This window comes from Dietzia sp. DQ11-71, assembly GCF_014144995.1.
Taxonomy (GTDB): Bacteria; Actinomycetota; Actinomycetes; order Mycobacteriales; family Mycobacteriaceae; genus Dietzia; species Dietzia kunjamensis.
The window spans coordinates 1-1,009 of sequence record NZ_JAALDT010000380.1; the positions used below are offsets into that span (position 1 = coordinate 1).

The window sequence follows — 1,009 nt, forward strand, 5'->3', positions numbered from 1 at the left end:
CACCGCTCCGCACAATGATCCGCCCTTCTGCGAAAAGCCGATACAACGGGTATTGGACGCTTGTTATTACAAAGATTCTGCGAAGGTCGAACCGAGGGACTGTAGCCAGTTCTGCGCATCAGTAGCGTCGGCGTTAGCTGGGCGCCTCCAGCGACGACTCGGAGAAGAAGGGAGCACATCGATGTCTCACATCACTTCAATGATCAAAACCCACCCCAACGACGCTTCCGGCATAGACGTGCAGAAGCTTGCCGACTGCATCGCCGCGTGTCTCGAATGCGCACAGACTTGCACCTCGTGCGCTGACGCCTGCCTGGCCGAAGAGATGGTCGCAGACCTACGGAACTGCATTCGCCTCAACCTTGACTGCGCCGATCTCTGCGCAACCACTGGCAAAATCCTCAGCCGTCGCACCGGGCAGAACCTCGCCACGGTCAAAACCACGCTCGAGGCATGCCGGACAGCATGCGCAGAATGTGCCACCGAGTGTAAGAAGCACGAGGACATGCACGAGCATTGTCGCGTCTGCGCCGAAGCCTGCCGCAAATGCGAACAGGCCTGCACCGACCTCCTGTCCGCGATCAGCTAACGATCCATGCCCGGCCTGGTCGGTCGTACGACAATCGACCAGGCTGGGCCACCCGCCGATATCCAGTCATTCTGTAAAGCTGAAGGGTGTTGAGTTGAGGCACCGACAGGTGCGTGGCCTTTTAACCTGCAGTGTTTTGGGTGAGTGATCGTCGGTTGCGTTATTGATCCGCCTGGGTCTCGAATGGCCCGGTCGCCGAGGTCGGGTCAGTCATCACCGCTCGTCTCCGACGGCGAGCGGTGTGTGCGTATCGTACATGCGGATCGCTACCGCGGCGGCCGAGACGGCGCTGACGGCGGCGGCGGCCCACACTGCTGCGTGCATACCCATGGCGTCGGCGACGATCCCGCCGAGCACTGCACCGACTGCGTATCCCAGGTCGCGCCACACGCGGTAGACCCCGACGGCTCGTCCCCGCCA

Annotated in this window: 1 protein-coding gene and 1 pseudogene; one reads left to right on the forward strand and one right to left on the reverse strand. The window is 61.5% G+C overall.

Going from position 1 to position 1,009, the window contains the following annotated elements; all coding sequences use genetic code 11:
• Nucleotides 1–181 precede the first annotated feature (181 nt).
• The gene (locus tag G6023_RS12940) at nucleotides 182–589 is read left to right on the forward strand and encodes a four-helix bundle copper-binding protein (protein WP_182635883.1); all 408 of its coding nucleotides are present in this window, start codon (nucleotides 182–184) and stop codon (nucleotides 587–589) included.
• 213 nt (nucleotides 590–802) lie between these two features.
• On the opposite strand, the pseudogene G6023_RS12945 reads toward G6023_RS12940, so the two are convergent.
• Nucleotides 803–1,009: pseudogene (locus G6023_RS12945) on the reverse strand (MFS transporter); the annotation flags it as partial.

Bases quoted from the DNA above. Each gene is read 5' to 3' on its own strand.
- G6023_RS12940 (WP_182635883.1), top strand. From the start codon at position 182: ATGTCTCACATCACTTCAATGATCAAAACCCACCCCAACGACGCTTCC.